The 19,634-nt window shown below is 46.0% G+C and carries 17 protein-coding genes; 14 read left to right on the plus strand and 3 right to left on the minus strand.

Features of this window, described 5'->3' with window-relative positions; genetic code table 11:
• Positions 1-345 precede the first annotated feature (345 nt).
• From BUA14_RS13690 to rarD, 6 genes are all read left to right on the plus strand, one after another.
• Positions 346-2,655, plus strand: a complete 2,310-nt coding sequence (locus BUA14_RS13690; protein ID WP_072773097.1) for a cell wall-binding repeat-containing protein — start codon at positions 346-348, stop codon at positions 2,653-2,655.
• A 253-nt stretch (positions 2,656-2,908) separates the two neighbouring features.
• Complete coding sequence (locus BUA14_RS13695) at positions 2,909-5,857, plus strand: EAL domain-containing protein (RefSeq protein ID WP_427846691.1); 2,949 nt, start codon at positions 2,909-2,911, stop codon at positions 5,855-5,857.
• Positions 5,858-6,046: 189 nt separating this feature from the next.
• Positions 6,047-6,985 carry a DegV family protein gene (locus BUA14_RS13700; protein ID WP_072773099.1) on the plus strand — a complete coding sequence of 313 codons (939 nt, stop codon included), beginning with the start codon at positions 6,047-6,049 and terminating at the stop codon, positions 6,983-6,985.
• A 134-nt stretch (positions 6,986-7,119) separates the two neighbouring features.
• On the plus strand, positions 7,120-7,476 hold the full coding sequence (locus tag BUA14_RS13705; protein ID WP_242954657.1) for a nucleotidyltransferase family protein: 357 nt from the start codon (positions 7,120-7,122) through the stop codon (positions 7,474-7,476).
• Positions 7,473-7,991, plus strand: a complete 519-nt coding sequence (locus BUA14_RS13710; RefSeq protein ID WP_072773101.1) for a ribonuclease toxin HepT-like protein — start codon at positions 7,473-7,475, stop codon at positions 7,989-7,991. Before BUA14_RS13705 ends, BUA14_RS13710 begins: the two co-directional genes overlap by 4 nt.
• A 255-nt stretch (positions 7,992-8,246) precedes the next feature.
• On the plus strand, positions 8,247-9,164 hold the full coding sequence (gene rarD / locus BUA14_RS13715) for an EamA family transporter RarD (RefSeq protein ID WP_072773102.1): 918 nt from the start codon (positions 8,247-8,249) through the stop codon (positions 9,162-9,164).
• A 50-nt stretch (positions 9,165-9,214) separates the two neighbouring features.
• On the opposite strand, the gene BUA14_RS13720 is transcribed toward rarD, so the two are convergent.
• Positions 9,215-10,288: a methionine synthase gene (locus BUA14_RS13720; protein ID WP_072773103.1), complete on the minus strand. Its 1,074-nt coding sequence runs from the start codon at positions 10,286-10,288 to the stop codon at positions 9,215-9,217.
• Between the two features lie 186 nt (positions 10,289-10,474).
• Here BUA14_RS13720 and BUA14_RS13725 point away from each other — a divergent pair, with 186 nt between their 5' ends.
• The 4 genes from BUA14_RS13725 to BUA14_RS13740 all read left to right on the plus strand — a co-directional run bounded on the left by BUA14_RS13725 (position 10,475) and on the right by BUA14_RS13740 (position 14,072).
• Positions 10,475-11,581, plus strand: coding sequence for a GIY-YIG nuclease family protein (locus tag BUA14_RS13725; RefSeq protein WP_072773104.1), 1,107 nt, complete (start codon positions 10,475-10,477; stop codon positions 11,579-11,581).
• Positions 11,562-12,026: an MGMT family protein gene (locus BUA14_RS13730; RefSeq protein WP_072773105.1), complete on the plus strand. Its 465-nt coding sequence runs from the start codon at positions 11,562-11,564 to the stop codon at positions 12,024-12,026. The genes BUA14_RS13725 and BUA14_RS13730 overlap by 20 nt, the downstream gene beginning before the upstream one ends.
• A gap of 36 nt (positions 12,027-12,062) precedes the next feature.
• Entirely contained in the window at positions 12,063-12,353 is a 291-nt protein-coding gene (locus BUA14_RS13735) for a DUF1905 domain-containing protein (protein WP_072773106.1), read from the plus strand.
• 93 nt (positions 12,354-12,446) lie between these two features.
• Entirely contained in the window at positions 12,447-14,072 is a 1,626-nt protein-coding gene (locus tag BUA14_RS13740; protein ID WP_072773107.1) for an N-acetylmuramoyl-L-alanine amidase, read from the plus strand.
• Between the two features lie 66 nt (positions 14,073-14,138).
• Here BUA14_RS13740 and BUA14_RS13745 read toward each other — a convergent pair whose 3' ends face one another.
• Positions 14,139-14,810: a hypothetical protein gene (locus BUA14_RS13745; RefSeq protein WP_072773108.1), complete on the minus strand. Its 672-nt coding sequence runs from the start codon at positions 14,808-14,810 to the stop codon at positions 14,139-14,141.
• Positions 14,811-15,161: 351 nt separating this feature from the next.
• Here BUA14_RS13745 and BUA14_RS13750 point away from each other — a divergent pair, with 351 nt between their 5' ends.
• From BUA14_RS13750 to BUA14_RS13760, 3 genes are read left to right on the plus strand one after another with little or no spacing between them, the layout of a single operon-like run.
• Positions 15,162-15,542 carry a nuclear transport factor 2 family protein gene (locus BUA14_RS13750; protein WP_072773109.1) on the plus strand — a complete coding sequence of 127 codons (381 nt, stop codon included), beginning with the start codon at positions 15,162-15,164 and terminating at the stop codon, positions 15,540-15,542.
• Between the two features lie 54 nt (positions 15,543-15,596).
• On the plus strand, positions 15,597-15,956 hold the full coding sequence (locus tag BUA14_RS13755; RefSeq protein WP_072773110.1) for a BlaI/MecI/CopY family transcriptional regulator: 360 nt from the start codon (positions 15,597-15,599) through the stop codon (positions 15,954-15,956).
• Entirely contained in the window at positions 15,953-17,824 is a 1,872-nt protein-coding gene (locus BUA14_RS13760) for a DUF5301 domain-containing protein (RefSeq protein ID WP_072773111.1), read from the plus strand. The genes BUA14_RS13755 and BUA14_RS13760 overlap by 4 nt, the downstream gene beginning before the upstream one ends.
• Positions 17,825-17,881: 57 nt before the next feature.
• Here BUA14_RS13760 and BUA14_RS13765 read toward each other — a convergent pair whose 3' ends face one another.
• Positions 17,882-18,352 carry a pyridoxamine 5'-phosphate oxidase family protein gene (locus BUA14_RS13765; protein ID WP_072773112.1) on the minus strand — a complete coding sequence of 157 codons (471 nt, stop codon included), beginning with the start codon at positions 18,350-18,352 and terminating at the stop codon, positions 17,882-17,884.
• A gap of 352 nt (positions 18,353-18,704) precedes the next feature.
• Here BUA14_RS13765 and BUA14_RS13770 point away from each other — a divergent pair, with 352 nt between their 5' ends.
• On the plus strand, positions 18,705-19,631 hold the full coding sequence (locus tag BUA14_RS13770) for a DUF1848 domain-containing protein (RefSeq protein WP_072773113.1): 927 nt from the start codon (positions 18,705-18,707) through the stop codon (positions 19,629-19,631).
• Positions 19,632-19,634 lie beyond the last annotated feature (3 nt).

Raw genomic sequence — 19,634 nt, forward strand, 5'->3', positions numbered from 1 at the left:
CGTTTCCAACCGGCTATGAGGCAGGAGCCGATTTAGCCGGGTACCCGACAGAGCGGAGAGCTTTTCGCGTTAGTTTTGTCCGCGTAGCTTATTCAGCGACCGGTGTAAAGCAAAATCCTGGAGAACCAGCTTTTCGTCTCTCTTTCGAAGGAGAGAGAAACCCTGTAAAAAAAACTTTAAAAAATAATGTCAGATTTAAACAAGCTAAAACGTCATTATAAAACAAAGACTTACTCCAAAACTTAAGAAAAGAGTAAGTTTTTGTTTATTTTTATTTAAGAAACAAAAAGCCCAAACTATGGTAAATTTTATATAAGACAGACAGAGGACAGAGGGGGAACGATAATGATGAACGATTGTCAATTGAGGCCGATGAGTCTGAAAACCTGTGTGACCATGCTCTTTTTAGCAACAGCTATCGCATTGTTGATTCCTTCGGTTACTTTGGCGTCAGCCGGCCCGATGATTCAATACTTCGGGGGTTCGGACTGGGAAGTCTTCAATGGAGTGGATAACACTCATGATGGAGGCTATGTGGTAGTAGGCCATAGCAGCTCCAACAACGGAGATATGGCGGGATTGAACAAAAGGTATTCTGATGCAGTGATTGTGAAGTTTTCAGCGAATGCTGAGGTTCAGTGGGTCAAAACTTTCGGCGGCCGCTCTGTTGATAGTTTTCAAAGTGTGAAACAAACCAAGGATGGCGGATACATAGCGGTCGGCTCAAGCTCTTCCATCGATATGGATATGGAGAATTCCCGCAAAAAAGTTCGGGAAGAGGGACAGGATATTTCTAATAATGACGCCATTATCGTCAAGTTTAGCTCCCTGGGGGAGGTAGAATGGTTCAGGGATTTTGGCGGCAGCCTGAGTGACAGCTTTAATGGGGTGGTGGAAACTCCGGAAGGGGATTTCATTGTCGTAGGAGAGGCTGAATCAAAGGATGGAGATCTGGCCGGTCTTGCTCAGGGAAATAGTGATGCTGTCTATGCCCGTTATCAACGTGACGGGAAATTTATAGGAGCTTACAGCTATGGCGGCTCCTCCAGCGACGGCTTCAATGATCTGGTTCTGCTTGCCGATGGCAGTGTGGTGGCTGTGGGCTACAGCGGCAGTAATGATCAGGATATGAAGGATACAGGGCCATGCCTGCTTAAAGGGATCGTGGTTAAGATCCATAAGAATATGAGTATTGCTTGGGCGACTTCCGTGGATTTAACCGATCCCAGCTATCAGCGCTTGGTGCATTCTGCCGGCAACGGGCTTCAGGATATCAAGGTCACCCATGATCAGGGCTTCATCGTCGTGGGCAAAGGTATATATCTTGAGCGCAAAGCTGATGGCAGCAGCAATATGAATGAAGATGGCAGGATTTACAAATTTGATGCTCTGGGCTGGGAAGAATGGCATGACACCTATGTAAACCAAGCCTATACCCGTTTCTTCGGTGTTGCGCAAGATCAGGCCGGCTCTTACACGGTGGTGGGGGACAGCTATATGCCGGGAGCGAAAAAGATCATCGCTCTGCGCTATGATTCTCATGGGGTACGGCTTTGGGATAAAGAAGATGAAGGAAGCCGCAATCGTTATTTATTGAGCCTTGTGCCCAAAGGAGATCAATTCGTGGCCGTAGGGGCCAAGTATATCCAAGGCAAAAGCGAAGAGGGCCTTTTATATATTGGCCGTTTTGAAGAAGAGGGCAGCAAGCTGGTGATGGCCCCCAACACAGGGAGCCATCCCGCCGGGACAACGGCACAGCTGGAAGTTGGCGAGACAGAGCGCCTTGCAGGTGATGACCGTTATGAAACAGCCATTGCCATCAGCAAGAAGGGATGGCAAAAAGCAGAGCATCTTGTGCTGGTCAACGGCAATAATTTTCCTGACGCTCTGGTTGGTTCAAGCTTTGCCTACCTCCAGAATGCCCCCATCCTCATCACCCCCGCCGACAGGCTGGATAACCGGGTAAGTGCGGAAATACAACGATTGGGAGCTAAAACAATTACTATCCTGGGGAATAGTGCTTCAGTCTCGCCAACGATTGAAAATCAGTTAAAAGAGAAATATAAAGTGACCCGGATCGGCGGGACGGAAGTGCTCGACACTGCAGTTAAGATTGGGGAGGAGATCAGAAAGGTTAAACCTTTTGATACGGTTATTATCGCTACCCAGAGCAATTTCCCCGATGCTCTGGCCATTGCTCCTTATTCGGCGAAAGAAACGATCCCCATTCTGTTTACGGAAAAAGACAGGCTAAGACCGGATACTAAGAAAGTTTTGGCAGGGTGGGGGATTAAGAACGCTATCATTGTAGGTGGTACCGGTGTGGTTTTCCTTGATGTGGATCTTGAGCTGGATGCTCTCGGCCTGACGATTACCCGGCTGGAAGGGGAAGACCGTTATGATACCGCTTTGGAGATAGCCAAACACTTTGGGGCGGGAACTCCTTATTCCGCTATAGCGGTGGCTACCGGCGAAAATTATCCTGATGCTCTGACCGGGGCCGTTCTCTCCGCTAAGAACAACACGCCGCTTATTTTGGTAACGGGGGACCGCGCCAAGAGTACAGTTTTGGACTATCTAAATCCCCTATCGTTAAAAAAAGCGACCATCTTTGGGGGAACCGGGGTGGTTGCGGACGAAATTTTTAAACACTAACAGCTGAACAGGCTATAACCCGAAGACTATCTCTTCGGGTTCTTTATCTGGCGGTTTTTTCATCTTCCGTCCCCTGCCGTTCGGGGGCGGCAATCTTCCGGATACCGGCGGAAGATTGCCTTAGAAGAAGGAACTAGGACATTTAATGGAGAATATAGTAGAATATTTAGACAAAACTCAGAGAAAGCGGCAAATGACCGTTAGAGTTGCACCAAATAACAGGGGGTGTCTTGGGGCGGTTGCTGGGGGTGAGATGATGTTTCATTCATTTTTGAGACGGAGAGGTTGGCTAAAGGCGATCTTTTTTATTCTGTTTTTACTTGGTGTCTCCATCATACCTAAGTTTGGTTATGCTTCCCAGGAGCCGGTCCATATCCTGATTCTTAACTCCTACCACCAAGGGTTGGAATGGACCCATGATCAGACCGATGGAATCCTGCAAAAATTGCCAAGTCACGGGGAGCAGCAGATTTATGTGGAATATCTGGATTGGAAAAGGTACCCTACCTTAGAGAATCTGAACAACCAGTTTGACTATTTACAAGCTAAATATAACGGCCAACAGCTGAATCTTATTATAGCCACCGACGATATGGCTTTAAAATTTGCCTTGGCTCATCGCGAGGAGATTTTTGCCAATGCTCCCATTGTTTTCAGCGGTATCTTAGAAAACAGTGCCGAAGAATTATTGCAGGGTCAGGAGAGGGTCACCGGGGTTTATGAGATTCTCGATTCGGAAGGGACCATCAGGCTGGCTTTGGCCATCAATCCCCAAGTGAAGCATATTTATGTTTTAAACGATCTATCGGAAAGCGGTCTGGCCTGTGGTGACGATGTATTTGCTGCTGTCCGTAAAATCAATGGGGAAGAAGCCCGCGGGCTGGTTGCTCACAGCCTCGCTTATTCGACCATCAATGAGATCCTTCACAAGGTGTCGGCACTGGATAATGACAATATCGTGTTGCTTGGCTCTTACAATATGGATAGTACCGGGCTGATATTATCCACAGAAGACGTAGCCAGCCAAGTCAGCCGGAGCAGCAGTGTGCCCATCTATTCTCTCTATGAGTTTCTACTGGACAGCGGGGTGACCGGCGGCAGCTTATTGAGCGGGCGTGTTCAAGGCGAGCAGGCGGCAGACCAAGCTCTCAAGATCCTGGCGGGTCAGGATGCCGATACAATACCGATCATCAGGGAGCACACCTTTGTTACGGGCTTTAATTACAATGAGCTGGTGCGTTTCAATATCCCGGAAAAATTAATCCCTCAGGACAGCATGGTCATTAATAAGCCTTTTTCCTTTGTGGACACTTATCGTTCCCTGGTCTATATAACAACCGGGGTCCTTTTGCTCCTCATCCTTTTGGTGGCAGGCTTATTATTCAATATCAAAAAAAGAATCAAGGTAGAAACTAACCTGAGAATCAAAAACGAAGAAATATCGGCCATGCATGAGGAGCTTACAGCCACGGAGGAAGAGCTGAGACAGCAATTTGACGAACTGCTGAGCAATCAACGGCAATTGAAGGAGACTCAGGAGCTCCAGGAATTGGTCCTTGAAGCGGCTATCGATGCTATTTGGGACTGGGATATGATTCGGGATATCCGGGTTTACCACTCCAAAAATTCCTCCCTTTTGGGATATAAAGGGGACGAAATCCGCAGTGTTGAGCATTGGAATGCTCTGATGCATCCCGACGATAAAGTAGAATTTCAAAAGAAGCTGAATGAGCACCTGATTGAGAAGACTGCCCGTTACAGCTGCGATTATCGGATTAAGGATAAAGAAGGAGAGTATAAATGGATCCGCGCCTTTGGCAAGGCCTTGTATGACCAGGGCGGCAATCCTTACCGGATGGTGGGGTCTCACCGGGATATTACAGACATCAAAGAAAAAGAGATGCATATCAAGTATTTAGCTTATCATGACTTCCTTACGGGGCTCCCCAACAGGGCTCAGATCCAGGAGATTATTAAAAGTGAAATCCTCAAAGCGGAGGAACAGGGTACTCTTCTTGGTGTTTTATTCCTCGATATCGATAATTTTAAAGCGATCAACGATTCCTTTGGCCATCCGACAGGGGATCAGCTTTTAATCACAATCAGCCGTCATCTGACCCAGATCCTAGACAACCATGTGGTAGCTCGTTTGGCTGGGGATGAATTCCTTATTCTGATCCGGGATATTCAGGAAAAAGAGCAGGCCATCGACTACGCAGAAAGAATTATGAAACTCTTTGAAACGGCCCTCGTCATTTATAAGCAATATTGCTATATCTCAACCAGTATCGGTATCACTTTCTACCCTCAGGATGGGGAGAGCTATGAAAGCCTTTTGATCAACGCGGATACCGCTATGCATAAAGCCAAAGAATTAGGCAAGAGAAACTATGTAGTATTTAATATGGAAATGAAAAGAGCCGTAGTGGAAAAAGCGGAGATTCAAAACAATTTACGTAAAGCCATAGAATTTGAAGAATTCGTTCTCCATTATCAACCCCAAGTGGAACCCCATACAGGAAAGGTGCTTGGTTTAGAGGCCCTGATCCGCTGGGAAAAAGATCATAAGCTTATTCCTCCCAATAAGTTTATCGGAGTTGCTGAAGAAACCGGACTTATCGTACCCATTGGGGACTGGGTCATTGCAACAGCCTGCGCTTTTTTGAAAAAGCTCCATGATTTGGGTTACCAGGAGTTGACCATGTCCGTCAATATCTCGGCAAGGCAACTCCAGGAAGACAGCTTCGTAGAAAAGGTCTTAAAAGTCCTCAGGGATAATAACCTTGATCCAAGCAAGCTTGAACTGGAAATTACGGAGACGATGCTGATTGAATTTTTAGATGCTAAAATAAGCGATATTCTGGCCCGGCTGATTGAAAATGATATCAAAATCTCTTTGGACGATTTTGGCTTGGGGTATTCTTCCCTTAACTATATTAAGCAATTGCCTATTTCGACCTTAAAAGTGGATAAGTCATTTATTGATGACATCCATTCCGCTCCGGAAGGCAAGAATATCACCGGCTTAATCGTCATCATGGCTCATCAGCTGGGCTTAAAAGTGGTGGCTGAAGGGGTGGAGAAACCCGAACAAAGAGAGTATCTGATTAAATACGATTGTGATGCCATTCAAGGCTATTTAGCAAGCAAGCCCTTGCCGGAAGAAGAACTTATTAAAGTCCTGAATAAGAATCTTTTATGAAAGAGTTTTTATACAACCTGTTAACCTGAACTAAGCCTAAGAGCACAGCTGTAGACAGTTATTGTCTATGGCTGTTTTATTGTCTAAAATTGTATTATTTTGCACTATTATTTTTATTTTTGGAGGAAATTTGAATAATTTGACGAAAGAGTATTAGGTTAAGTGCTACTAATTTTTTGGGGGATTGAAATGATAAAAATCTTAGCGGACTCGACATGTGATTTGTCACAGGAAGTATTGGAGAAGTACAAGATCGACATTGCACCTCTTACCATTTGTATTAAAGATAAGGATTATCGGGATCGCATCGATATTACACCCGATGAATTCTATGGCTTTATTGAGGATCTGGACGCTCCCCCTACTACATCAATGCCGAGTCCCGCAGAGTATCTGAAGATTTTTAAGCGAGCTATTGAAGAAGGTCATCGTTCTATTCTCTGTATTTGTATGTCCAGTGGTACCAGCGGCTCTTATCAGTCGGCAGTTATAGCACGGGACTATTTTTTTGAGGAATATCCGGAGATGACGGATCGGATTCATGTCGTGGATTCTAAATGCATGAGCCATGGCAGTGGCTGGTTAATTTTAAAAAGTGCCAGAATGAGAGAGAAGGGGGCCGCCTTTGCCGAGCTTGTGGAGTTTAATGAGGCCCATAAGACCAGTGTGAAGCATTACCTTTCGGTTGATGATTTGGATCATCTGATTCGCAGCGGCAGGTTGAGCAATGCCAGTGCTTTTGTGGGCAAATTGTTGAAGTTGAAGCCGATTATGACCATGAAAAAAGGCAAAGGCTCCATTGTAGCCAAAGAGAGAGGACGGAAGAAAGTCCTTGAGCACTATGTTTCCGAGTTTTCCCGGCGGGTTGACGATGGGCTGACCGATTTTATTATTATCGGCTATACCTCTGATATGACTTATGCAGAAAATTTAAAGCATAAAATTGAAAAAGATACCGCTTACAAGGGCGATATCTATATCATGCAAATGGGAGTAGCGGTAGGGACCCATGTTGGTCTTGGGGCTTTATCCATGTTCTTCATGGAAAAAGGCCACATGAAAGACAATCTCCTTATTAATGAAGTCCACGGATTGACTGCTTTGAAGAATCAACTTTTAAGGAATTAACCTTAAGGAATTAGCTTTCTGAATGAGAAGGGGCTGATGCCAAGAGCTGCGAAGTTTATTGAGCAACAGCCTCTTTGTATTGTTAATCTGCTTTTGTTATGGTATTCTTTAAATAGGAAAATTATGGGATGGTGATGCCCGTGGATATTTCGCGCTATGTGCTTGGACATAAAGAAAGAGTTAAGAAAGAAGACCAAAATCGGGAGAAGTTTCTTGATGAGGCTATGGATAAGGCTAAGCAAATCGCTGAGGAATTACCCAGAGTCTTTCCTGATGTAGAAGTTTATCTTTTTGGTTCGTTGACGACGGAGTTCTATGAATTGACTTCAGACATTGATCTTGCTATTAAAGGGCTCCGGGAAGAGGATTACTTCAAAGCACTCAAGATAGCTGAGAAAATTGCGGCACCTATTTCAGTCGATCTTGTGCAAGTGGAATATGCACAGGAAACCTTGCAAAAGAATATTGAACGAGAGGGTGTGAAATTATGACCGGCGGGGAAAAGAAGATGATTCAGTATCGTAAGCTGCTTGGCGATTTGCAGCTGGATATGGACTCCATTATGAAACTAAGCCGGGAGATTAGGTTGATAGCACAAGATATTGAAAAGAGCCAAGGGGAAATTCCTAATCGAGACTTGATTTCTTGTGCAGCCTATCTTCATCATTTTTACACCGGCATTGAATCCATGTTTGAAAGAATTTCGCGGGTAATTGATGGCGGGGCATCAACAAGTGGGGGAGATTATCACCGGGAGCTGCTTAAGTCGATGGCCTATGAGATTCCGATGATAAGACCTTCGATCATCAGTATCGAATTAGCAGAAGAGCTTGATGAATACCGGAGATTCAGGCATATGTTTCGTCATGCGTATGGTTCGGAATTACGGTGGCGAAAAATGCAGCCATTAGCTAATGGAGTATCTTCTACAGTTGCAGGAATTGAGGGTGCTTATCAAAAGACAGTCAACTTCATAGAAGAGCTAATCAGGGGTTTGTCTCAATGAAGCAGACAGGGGAGTTGTAATGCCCGTCCTGAATGAACTAGTTGAATTGCGGATAAGGGATTTAAGCAAAACAAAGCTCTTATTAGGGGCTGCTTTGATAGATTTAAGAATATAATAAAAACACCTGTGTTGTTAAACGGAGAGCTCCGCCTAGCACCACAGGTGTTTTTATTCATAAGAAAAGGGTGTATAATGTAGTGTCAGGCTTTTGAGCTGACGCCTTATCTTTGATATAACCGATTTAGTGAGGTCAAAATGGAAGAGAAATCGTCAAAAACCGGAGTGTTGTCTGCCTTGGCTGCTTACACAGCCTGGGGACTGCTCCCTATCTATTGGAAAGCTTTACAAGGTGTGCCGGCACGGGAAATTTTAGCTCATCGGATTATATGGTCCTTTGTTTTTGTCGTTTTGTTAATTGTATATAAAAAGCAATGGGGTAATATCAGAAGTGTCCTCCAGGATCGCTCAAAAGCGTTGGGACTGCTGCTAAGCGCCTTGTTAGTCACATCCAATTGGTACATCTATATTTGGGCAGTAAACAGCAATAAAGTTGTGGAAGCAAGCCTTGGTTATTATTTTAATCCCCTGATCGTTGTTTTGATGGGAATTATGGTATTGGGGGAACGGATCGATCGCTGGCAGATTGCCTCCATCGTGTTGGCATGCCTTGGGGTACTTATCCTTGCTTTGGAGTATGGAAAAATTCCCTGGATTTCCCTGGGTCTTGCGACAACATTTGCTTTATATGGTTTGGCGAAACGGTTAGTGGCTGTGGACTCCTTACTCGGCTTGACTTTAGAAACCGCCGTGGTTACACCCATTGCCATAATTTATCTTTGGACCACAGGGGCAAACGGTGGAGGAACAATCAGTCATTTGGGTACTTCAACCCTTCTGTTGCTCATGGGAGCGGGAATCGTGACCGCCATACCTTTGTTATGGTTCGCCCATGCCGCCAAGAATGTGCCCTTTACAACGATAGGCTTTATTCAATATCTATCACCTACGTTAAGCCTATTGCTTGGCGTGTTCGTCTATCATGAGGAATTTACATCGACTCATGCCTTGAGTTTCGGCTTTATTTGGTTGGCTTTAGCTGTATATTCGATTTCCAGAATATTTGTTTTCCGAAAGGCTAACCTGGGTGCGGCTCATTCGTTACAAGGAAAATAAGCTCAATTCAATGGGTTGGGAATGAGAGGCATTTTTTCATTGAGTTCTTCTTAATCGGCATAGGATGCACTTAGCTCCTGGAGGAGAGCATAGATTCTTTCCGCCAGCTCCATGTCCAAGGTACCGGTGCCGCAGCTTGGGGTAAGCATGCTTTGTGACCGCAGCCGGTCTTCGTTGACTCCTCTTTTGGTGAGTTCTTTAATGTTCGTTTCCAGACGCTCACGGAGGCTCGCCGCTGATTCTCCCCAGGCTTTGGCTGACGTGGGAACGATGCCCCAGGAGAGAATGCCCCCATTCTGGAGAAATTGATCGAGAGGTTCGGCAAGGACGGCCATGCTTGTCATATATTCATAGGCGTCAAAGTTGACGACCCTGATCCTGGAGTCGAAGAGGAGAGTCCAATCCATTCCTGCACAGACGTGAGCCCCGGGTATCCCGCCTTCGGCGAGAATTCCTTCGGCCACTTCATTAATATTCTCGATTAAAATAGTTCGATCTAATGTCAGGTGGGTTGAGGCGCCATAAGCATACAGGCCGGGGTCATCGATGGACATCAGGACGGGCAGCCCGTACTGAGCCAGGCGCTTCGTCTGCCAGCGGGCGTGACAGCGCAGGGATTTAACCAGGATATCCCGTTGGAAGTCGTCATAATAGGCAGCTTTGCGGTTGGGGTCCGTAATTTGCATTCCCAGGGTTACCGGGCCGCTTAACTGCCCCTTCAAGAGCAGGGCTTCCTGAGTGCCTTGCTGATCAAGTATCGCGCAAAACTCGTTGAACCCCAATCCCCCCTCCGGAGTGAAGCCGAATTCAGCCAAGGCATTGGGATCGCCTGCTTCAGCATGCAGATAATACTCGTAAAAACGAGCCATCCGCTCCGTCCAATCCGGGGCGTCCACTTGGAAACGGGGCTGTTCAAATCCGCCAATACAGCCTGTTTCAATCAGGATTTTTAGATACTGTCCCACAAAGGAGCTTTCTGCGCCCAGTTGGGGGAGCTGGGGCCAATGAGGTGCTTGGGGGAGGGTTTTCCATATCTGGCTTAAAGCTGTTTCAGCTTGAGCATAGGGGAGGCTGCCTACGCCTGTGGCGAGGAAGCGGGGCTGCCAAGAGGATGAATCGAACATAGCATGAACCTACTTTCTCCGAAGAGTATTGATGGATGATAACTTTATAATCATATATTTTGGATTGATATACATAGATTATATCTTTAATGGAAGTCATTAGCAAAGAGATTAGTAGTTCCAGACCCGATGTGAAGCCCCAAATGCTGAAAACTGCCTAGTCGAAGTAGGGATGTTGAAAGGTATATGGACTATAACAACTGCTTAAAGGATAAATTAAAAGATCTGCCGGAGCAGCCGGGAGTTTATTTAATGCACGATTCCTTGGGTAATATTATCTATGTGGGCAAAGCTAAGAACCTCAAGAACCGAGTCTCCCAATATTTTTATAAGCAAAAGAGCCGGGACCCTAAAGTGGAGGAAATGATCCTGCGTATTGCGGATTGGGAGTACCGGATAGTGGATACAGAGCTGGATGCCCTCCTGGAAGAGTGCCGCCTGATTAAGGAACTCAAGCCTCATTACAACAGGCAGATGAAAAATCATCAGAAGTATGTCTACATCAGGATACCTGATGAAAGCTTTCCCAAGGTAGACATTGTTCAGGAGAGGGAGGAAGGTGGAGGGGTATACTACGGCCCTTTCAGCAGCCGTCATTGGGTAGAAACCGCTGTGGAATGTCTCAGTGACATCTTCTTAATCCGTAAATGTTCCGCTCCTGGCCGAGGCAAGGGGCGGAATGGCTGCTTGTACCGGCAACTGGGCACCTGTGCCGGGGTGTGCACCGGGAAGGTCAGCTCTGAGGAATACCGGGAGAGGCTGAAGGCAGTTTGTCAAGCGATTGAAGCCGGGGACAAGGAAGCCATGAAGGAGCTTAGCAGCCAATTGGCAAGGGCAGTCGAGGCGCTCAATTTCGAAACGGCGGCTCGTTATCGGGAGTATCTGCTGGGGCTACGCTATATACAAGGAAGGCAAAAATTCCTCAAGGGCACATGCCGCAATAAAAACCTGCTTGCTCTTGAAGATTTGGACACTGAAAGAAAGACTGTCAAGGTCTTCCTAATCAAAGGAAATAGAGTATTGATGAGCAGGGTGCTCACTTGGCTTGATGAGAATTTAAAGCAATTTCTCAGGGAAATCCCTCAAGCCCTGGCAGACCAGCCGGGCTGTTCCCGACAGCTGACACAGGAGGAAGTGGACGAGGCTCAAATCCTTGATTCCTATCTTCGCAAAGACCGGGTGATCTCTATTCCCATTCCCCAAAAAGCGCTGAAGCAAGGGGAGTTCGTTGAGGGCATGCTCAAGCGGATAAAAAATAAAAAGGGGGATAATTATGGCCAGGAAATCCTTTAATGAGAAGCTCAAACAAAACAAGGATCTACCCAAAGTGGTCCAGGTGACGGACCCGAAATCGGTTATGCGCTATGGCGGTCATAAAATGCTGGTGGCGCCGCCTTTGGCTTATGACGAGCAGATGAGGAGAGTCCCCGAGGGCAAAGTGATTACTGCAGATTATCTTAGAAGCTATCTGGCCCAAAAGCATGAAGCGGATTTTACGTGTCCTCTCACAGCCGGGATATTCATCAATATTGCGGCCCATGCTTCTGCAGAACGGGGAGAAGAGCCAACACCTTATTGGCGGACCTTAAAGAAGGATGGCCGGCTGAACGAAAAATATCCGGAGGGAATTCAAGGGCATAAAGCCTTTCTGGAGAGTGAAGGGCATACGGTGATCCAAAAGGGCAACACTTATTATGTGAAGGATTATCAGGATAAAGAATTTGACCTCAACTCATGAGGATTAATTCTTTGGATAAATTTAAGGAGAATTTTCATGAGCAAATTCTATGAATTTAATGCGGAGATCAAGAAGGTGCCGGATATGGACGGGGCTTATATCGAAATACCTTTTGATGTGAAGGCTGAGTTTGGGAAAGGCCGCGTTCCGGTAACTGCGACTTTTGACGGTGAGGTCTATGCAGGCAGCTTGGTCAGAATGGGAACTCCCTGCCATATCCTGGGCATCCGTAAAGATATACGCGCTAAAATCGGCAAACAGCCTGGGGATACCATCAGAGTCACCTTGCAAGAACGAGAAGCAGATGAGAAGAAAACATCTCAATAGCAGACCCTATTAATTCCAATGAAGCTTTAATACGACTCATGTTATAATCGAAAAGTGACTATTCTTGTCGATGTAGCTTGAGGAGGAAAATTTATGCATTGGAAACGAGTTTCTTCTTTATTAATTGCTTTGGTTCTTTTCTTAAATTGTTCTCCTTTAACAGTTTTAGGGGCCGAAATCTCCGAAACTGCTGCCGAGTCTGCACATGCAGGAGCCATGACCACAAGGCTTTATGGCAAGGATCGGACGGACACTTCTATCGCCGCATCCCAACAAGGGTGGACGACCTCAGAAACCGTCATTCTTAATGAATTAAATAATTATGCTGATGCTATTTCCGCTACTCCCCTGGCGGTTGGACTGGATGCGCCGGTTCTTCTGACCTATGGCGCTCATCTTGATCCCCGGGTCAAAGAGGAATTAAAGCGCCTGGAGGCCAAAAAAGTGATTCTCCTGGGCGGAAATGGGCGGTTATCCACTTATCTGGAGAAAGAACTTACTGACCTCAATTATGAGTGGGAAAGAATTGGCGGAGCGGATCGCTATGAAACATCGGCTCTTATTGCGGAAAAGGTTCCCAGTGATACCATGATTCTGGTCAATGGGGACGATTTCCCTGACGCCCTTTCCGCGGCGTCCTATGCTGGAATCCAACAGATCCCTATTCTTTTGATGTCCAACCCTGAATTTCCCCAAAGTGTATCTGAATATTATCAAAAGCATAAACCCTCCCAGGTCATTGTCGTGGGGGGAGATGGCGTGGTTCCCGCTCAATTGCTTGAGGAACAGAATATCCCTTTAAGCCTTCGCTTGGGAGGACAGGACCGCTACGAATCGGCGGCTGAGCTCTACGAGTATGCTCAAACTCAAAACGTCTATGATGCAAACCAGCTTTATCTGGCTTCAGGTCAGCACTATCCCGACGCCATGGTAGGAACCGTTCTTGCTGCCAAGAATAATTCGGCCCTGCTTATTACGAAAAGTTATACTTTGCCTGAGTCCATCGCTCCGATTTTTAGCCCGGATAAGATTGCCGCTATGGAGGTCTTTATTCTGGGGGGCACAGGTGTGGTTTCGGGGAAAATTCAGGCTGAACTCGAAGGCAAAGACTTTATTAAGAACTTGCTGATTGGCAAAACGGTGGTTGTGGATCCCGGTCATGGCTCTCCGGATCCGGGAGCCATCGGACCCGGCGGCTCCCAAGAGAAGGATAATAATTTGGCTATTGCCCGGTATTTGGCCGTGGAGCTGGAGGCGGCCGGAGCCAAGGTGGTCTTGACCCGCAACGATGATAACTCTCCGGCTTATGCTCCGGGAACACCCTACACGCAAAGAGGAGACCTGCAAAAACGTGTGGATATAGCCAATGAAAACAATGCGGATCTCTTCATCAGTATTCATAATGACTCTTGGCAAACAGCCCAGGGCACGACGACCTTCTACTCCTCGGAGAACCCCAGTGGTTCGCCAAGCTACAAACTGGCCCAATATATTCAAAGCGAGCTAACCCAGGAGATTGGCACCAAAAATCTTGGTGTTAAGGATTCGCGGCTTTATGTGCTGCGGAACAATACCATGCCGGCAGTTCTGGTGGAAGTAGCTTTTATCTCCCACCCGACCGAGGAGAAACAGCTCAGTGACAACATTTTTAGAGAAAAAGCCGCTCAGGGAATAAGTCAAGGGATTCAAGCTTATATCCGTTACCTTGAAAGAGTTTAAATAAGCCCGGCAAAGAAGCCCTCGGAAATCCGAGGGCTTTAGCATTGACCGTCGAGCAAAAGCGTTTTAGCTGTAGAAAAGAAAATCATTCTGCTTAAAGGACCAATTGACCTCCTTAGCCATCTTGTCCAGCGGAGGATAGGCTAAGGAGCTGTAAGGATTCATTTCATAGCAGTACTTGGCATGGATGCAATTGGGGATCTTGAATAAATCGAGAATCTGCTTCGTTATATAGACACACTCTCCATAGCCGCCGCCGATAAGATGGACTTTGCACCCCTGGCATGATTCAAGATAGTCTTTGAAGGCGGGGGGAAGGTACTCCAGTAAGTACTCTTGGAGGTTCTCCGAATGGCAGACCTTATAGTCCGGTATATAGCCGGGTTCAATAAGAGCCATTAATCCATCATGAAAGGGCAGGACGCGGTGATGAGTGAACAATTCCTGCTTAAACTCTGTGACATCGATCCCCTCTTCGGCCAATAGACTTATGGCAAAATCAGTGCAATACTGCTTGAAAATCGGCTGACCGGTTAATTTTTTATCTATGAAAGAAGGGATGAATTCCCCTGAATACACTTCAGCAAAGACATCAACCAGCATCCTGATGTCGTCAAAGGAGTGCTTAGCCATAAAGCGTTTCACTTTAAGGAGATAATTGAGGTTATAGAAGCGAGAATAAGCTTTTTGAATATCAACGACCAATAACCGGTGTAGGCGGCGAGGGATAATCGACATAGGTTTCACCTCTGATATAAAATGGTTTTTATTCTTCCTTTTCCATTTAGAAAAATAGTACCGATTGCTATCAAAGAGGTAGGAGCACTAATAAGACTGCGTACTCGTTCTATTGTTCACTTATAGTATATAAGAAGACTGGTGATAAAGTCCATACATAAGCTGGATTATTTGGATGATTTGTGGAAGTTGGCAGGGTGTAAGTTGAGAGGTAAACTGAGACTTATAACCAGGGAGTTTATTGACAAGAGAGGTTTATCGGGATAAACTTATTATAGGTTTATTTGAATAAACCTATGTTTTTTACCGCCAGGCAAGAAAGGAAAATTATTAAACTATGGGGTGATAAAGATGGATTCTGTTGAAGAACATATATGGCAGCTGGAGAAGGATTTATTAGCATCGCAGGTAAGAAAATCAGCACAAAGGATAAGCGATCTATTAGCACATAATTTTATCGAGTTCTGCAGCAATGGCAGTGAATATCATTATAAAAATGGTGATGTATTTCAAGAGCAGGATGATAATAAAGAACTATGTTGGCAGATTAAAGACTTTAGAATAGAACATTTATCAGATGGTTGTCTATTGGCGCTGTATAGGGTAATAAAGCATAACGAGCCGGATGAAAATAAAAGATATTCATTACGCAGTTCAATATGGAAGCGTATGGATGGGAAATGGAAAATGGTTTTTCATCAAGGAACATTCACGACTAAGTTTGATACATGAAAATACCTTATTAGACACTAAAAGTGACTGGTAAGAAGGAAAGGAGTATATGCTGTGGAAGAATTTAAACTGTTTGATGCGGAGTATAAATTCCTCGATATTATTTGGAGGCTTGAGCCTATCAATTCAACGGAATTGACCAAGGTCTGCCGGGAAAAGCTGGGCTGGAAAAAACCGACCACCTATACCATGCTGCGCAAGCTTGCTGAGCGAGGGTTATTAAAAAACGAAAATGCCACGGTGACTACCCTCGTTAAACGGGAGCAGGTGCAAAAGTACGAAAGTGAGGTGCTCTTGGAAAAGTCTTTCGATAATTCTCTGCCCGCTTTTTTAGCGGCCTTCCTCAAAGATAAGCGGCTCTCCCGGCAGGAGGCCGAGGAGATCAAGAAGATGATCGAGGAGGCGGCGCAATGAGTGGCTTACTGAGCAGTTTGCAACTGAGCAGCAGCTTACATAATGCCTTGGCAACGGTTTTGAGTATGAGCCTTACGGCCACCTATGTGGCGGCAGTGGTCATCCTTGTTCGTCTTTTCTTAAAAAAAGCCCCGAAAATTTTCGCCTATGCCTTATGGTCGGTGGTTCTGTTCCGGCTGCTTTGTCCTTTTTCATTGCCTTCGGATTTCAGTCTTCTGGGAGTAGTCACTGCAAATCTGCAGACTCAAGCCGGTGTCCTGGAATATGTTCCGGAGAGTAGAGGCATGATGCCCCAGCCCACCATTCCCTCCGGTGATGCCGGGTTTGAGCAGGGAGTTAAGCATCCGGCGGCTGCAGCTTCGCCCCCATCCTCAGCTATAACCACTATAACCACCGGGGAGCCCCTGGCGGTGGGGATGGAGGTTTTAAGCGTGATCTGGCTGGTCGGTATGGTGATCCTGCTTTCTTATAGTGTCCTTTCCTATCTGAAAACGAAACGACTGCTGCAAACGGCTACTCTGGTTAAAGATAATATTTATGAATCTGATCGGCTGAGTACAGCTTTTGTCTTTGGGTTTATTCGTCCGAAGATTTATGTGCCTCTGGGTGTAAGCGGGTCTGATCTGGATTATATCCTGGTCCATGAACAAACCCACATCAAAAGAAAGGACTATCTCCTCAAACCTCTGGCTTTCTCAGCTCTTACTCTCCATTGGTTTAATCCTGTGATGTGGCTGTCATTTGTCCTGATGAGCCGTGATATGGAGATGTCCTGTGATGAAAGTGTGCTGAGAAGGATAGGGGGAGAAGGGAAGGGTGAGTATGCCAAGTCACTGCTGACACTTTCCGTAAAAAGAAGCGGACTTTTTACCTTGAGCCCCTTGGCCTTTGGGGAAAGCCATGTCAAATCAAGAGTTAAAAATATCCTTAATTACAAGAAGCCCGGTTTTTGGGTTGTGACTCTTTTAGCCATTGCCGTGGGTGGTATGGTATTCACTCTTTTGGTCAACCCTGTCGATAAGGAACCGGACCTGTCTTTCCTCAATCCGGATAATCTGGCCTCCCTCCTTGTACAGAGAGAAGGGGCGCAGATTAACGAAGCGGGTTATCCTTCCCCCATCATCGTGTCCAGTGTGGAGTTGGGAAAATGGCTGGATAAGGCAGCGAATGATTGGAAGGAAAAAAAGTTCTCTTTCTCTTATGAGCTGACACCTTCCATTACGATTCAGGTTAATGGGGATAACGAGATTCACTTTTTTGAAGCGGAACCGACTCTGGCGATGATTCAATCCGGTGAACAATACCGTTACTATGCCATTCCTAAAGAAGATTTCCAAGTTATTCAGAAACTATCTTTGCTCGGCTATCCTAAGATCCAAAGCGTGACCATGTCAAAATGGGAAAAAGGGGAAGAGGTTGCTTCCGTGACCAGCACAGACAGCACGATTTTGGAGATGGCGGTACACCTGGCTCAGGAAGAAAAATATTCACCTTTTCTCTTCAGGTACACCAGTGTAAATGATACGCCAACTGTGAGTGATTATATGCGCATCATTATGGAAGGTCCGAGTGTTGCCTATACTTATTTTCTCTACACCGAGGATGGGAAGAACTATGCTATCGAAAAACCCTATGAACGCATCAATAAAATCAATCCGGATACAGCCCAAGCTATTATCGGCTTGTTGGCGAAGGCTGAGGACAGGTCCCAGGATTATATCCGTGCCCATCCGGATGATTATGAGAGAATTCTTAAATATGGCGGGGAAGAGCTCATGGAGATTCAGCTTGAGAACTTAACTAAACATTTGCAGAAAAACGGCGTAACCAATCCGATAATCGTCAAGCCTAGTGAGTCATCCCTTTAAACTTTCCAGGCTGTGATCTGGGTTTGGGGGCGGAACCGGCAAGGGATTAGGAAAGACTTATTTATGATATTTTCCGGTACATTCCTTAATCTGTAGTTCAATCACCGCAGTACCTTTCACCATATTCTCCGGAAGCTCCTTACCAGCAAACTGCGGCGTATATTTTTCAACCAATCTGTTCAGAACCTCGCGTTTATAAGGGATATCTTCGAGAATATGTGCGGTTCCCATCACCACCACGCTGTTGTAAATGGCCTCTGTATCGCAGGCCGCCGCTTCGCCTGGCTGCAATCCCAACAACTCATCCACTTCAAAGCAGACCTTTGGATTAGCCTTCACATTGTCGAGTTTTAATCCCTTGGGCAGTCCGTGCATATAAATAGTTCCGTTATAGTAGACAAAATGCATGGCAGTGACATAAGGATATCCGTCCCCGCGGACTGTTCCGAAGCGTCCAATATCCACTCTTTCCAGGAGTGTGTCAATCTCCTCTTTGGTTAATTGAAAATGTTTCATCCTGTTTTGCATAGATCGTTCCTCCTAATGTGTTTAATCCAGATGGCGGAAGAAGCAGGAGTCAGGGTATATCCGGTCACCCCCTTCTGGAGTGTTGCAGAAGACTGTCCTTCCAATCTGCTTTTTGCAGGATACAGCCTGTTGAATGAGGTGCAGATACAAGAGGGGGTCCGTCTTTTGAAGCAAGCGTGGGTTCAAGTACCGGAAATTAAATGATGCAAAATCGGAAGACGTGATCCTAAAAATAAAGTACACTTAACCACATAAGAAAAAGAGATATTCCCCACATGGCTCGATGGCTTCCATTTATGTATGGAAGCTTGCCTTTTTATAGCAGCAGTGTGAGGAAAGGAGTGGTAAACACATGATTCTTAACATCAGCGGGCGGACGGATATTGTCAACCATTATTCAGACTGGCTTTTCAGACGATTTGAGGAGGGTTACGTCTTCTCCCGCAACTCTCTGTTTCCCAATTCGGTGCGGCGTTATGAATTGACATCGGATAAAATTGATTGCCTTATCTTCGGGTCAAAAAACTATGCCCCCGTTCTCCAGCGCATCCATGAGATCACGGAGCGGTTCCACACCTATTTTTACTATACCATTACGGCTTATGGGCGGGATGTTGAACCAGGGGTGCCGGATATCGATACAAGTATCGCCACCCTTTTAAAGCTGTCGGAAATTGTCGGTGCCCGGCGCGTTGCCTGGCGATATGATCCCGTGCTTTTGACCAGTGACTACACCGTAGCGCGGCATCTGGAAACCTTTGATTATATCGCCGATCGCCTGGCGGGGCATATTGACCGCTGTATTTTCAGTTTTGTGGAAATGTACAAGAAGCATGAAATCAACTTTCCGGAACTGATTGCTTTGCGGGACGAAGATAAAGATAAAATAGCCCGGGGATTGGGAGCAATTGCGGCAAAGTATGGTATTCACCTGCAGACCTGTGGCCCGGAGGAAAACTATGCTCAGTACGGCATTGAAACCTCCGGATGTGTTACTTTGGATATATTAGGCCGGGCAAACGACATCCAGTTTCGCGAGCTTAAGCATAGAGGGTTTCGCGAGGGCTGTCACTGTATGGAAAGCCGTGACATTGGAGCACTTAACAGCTGTCCCAACGGTTGTAAATATTGCTACGCCAATAAAAACGCTCAGTTGCCCCGGGAAAACTATCTGCTGCATGACCCGGAATCTCCCCTGCTAATCGGGCAACTGAAACCCAGCGACAACTTGCAGCAGGGGTTGCAGAAAAGCTTCCTGAAGCAGGGGCATCAGGCTTAGGTG

The organism is Desulfitobacterium chlororespirans DSM 11544 (assembly GCF_900143285.1).
GTDB lineage: Bacteria > Bacillota > Desulfitobacteriia > Desulfitobacteriales > Desulfitobacteriaceae > Desulfitobacterium > Desulfitobacterium chlororespirans.